The organism is Cupriavidus sp. FW306-01-F10A, assembly GCF_058782785.1.
Genome location: NZ_JBYSYA010000052.1, coordinates 1 through 1,432 on the forward strand (window position 1 = coordinate 1; position 1,432 = coordinate 1,432).

At 59.6% G+C, this 1,432-nt stretch carries 1 protein-coding gene; it reads right to left on the reverse strand.

What is annotated here, in order from left to right; genetic code table 11:
• Window positions 1-32 precede the first annotated feature (32 nt).
• Window positions 33-1,387 (reverse strand): IS3 family transposase gene (locus AC3WLF_RS31295; protein ID WP_492321729.1). Its coding sequence is split into 2 segments (ribosomal slippage): window positions 33-922 and window positions 922-1,387, totalling 1,356 coding nucleotides; the frame shifts between segments, so codons are not numbered across the junction.
• Window positions 1,388-1,432 lie beyond the last annotated feature (45 nt).

Here is a 1,432-nt window from a genome sequence, read left to right on the forward strand (position 1 = left end):
TGAACTGACCCCGTAAAGTTGGAGAGTCAAAGCTAGGTGGAACCGAACTGAGCCCTGTACTGTACGGGGCTCAGTCCTTTGAGCTTCAGCTTGATGCGTTCGTGATTGTAGTAGTGAATGTATCGATGCAACCCTGCCTCGAGTTCGGTGATGCTGCAGAACTGGCTTGTATGGAAGAACTCGGCCTTTAGTGTGCCGAAGAAGCTTTCCATGGCGGCGTTATCCAGGCAATTGCCCTTGCGCGACATACTTTGCGTGATGGCGCGTTGCGCCAGCAGCCGCTGGTAGCGCGGCATGCGGTAGTGCCAGCCCTGGTCGGAGTGCAGCAGAGGCCGATCGTCAGGTCCGAGCCGCGCAATGGCCTTGTGCAGCATGTTGGTGACCAATTCGAAGTGCGGCCGCTTGGCTGTCTCGTAGGCGACGATCTCGCCCGTGCACAGATCCAGCACCGGCGACAGGTACAGCTTTTGGCCTGCGACCCTGAACTCGGTCACGTCCGTAGCCCATTTTTGGTTCGGGCGCTGCGCCTCGAACTGGCGATCCAGAACGTTGGGCGCTGCGCGACCGCATTCGCCGCGGTAAGACCGGTATTTCTTCACCCGCACACACGACTTCAGGCCTAGCTCCAGCATCAGGCGCTGCACCGGCTTGTGGTTGACCAGCAGCCCTTGCGAGCGGATGGCGTCGGTGACACGCCGATAGCCATAGCGGCCCTTGTGTGTCTCGAACACCCGCCGAATCCTTGCCTTGAGATCCTGGTTCTTGTCACCGCTCTGGAGCGCCTTCCTCTGGTAGTAGAACGTGCTCGACGATAGCGTGGCCACCTTCAGCAGCGTCGCCAACGGGAATTGCGCCCTGAGCTCAAGCACTACTTGCGCTTTTTCTGCTGCGCAGCGCTTCTCTTCGCCTGAACCAGGGCATCCAGCTTTTTTAGGTACGCCACCTCCGCGCGCAGATAGTTGACCTCGTCGATCAGTTCTTCGCGGGTACGCTCTTTATCCTGCTTGGGCTTGGGAGTCGGTGGCTTTTGCATGGGCTGGCTATTGCGGGTTCGTCGTGACGAAAGGGCTTCCTCTCCCCCGGCATCATACCGTCGCTGCCATATAGCAACGACGCCGTAGCCTCGGATATTGAACCGCGCCGCCGCCTGCCGCAACGACAGCCCCTCAGCGCGCATGTGCTGCAAAACCGACAGCTTGAAGGCCGCCGTATACAGAACCCGCTTGCCCCTCAGGCCCGCGATCCCATGGTGCCGGTAGGCCGCCACCCATTCACGCAGGGTGCCTCGGTCCAGCGTATGCCGCTGCGCCAGCAGCCGGAAACCCTCATCCCCAGACAGATACTCCTGAACGACCTGCAGCTTGAACTGCTCGGTGTACTTTGCCATGTAAAAACCCCAAAAAGTTGTCTCCAACTTCTGGGGGTCAGTTCA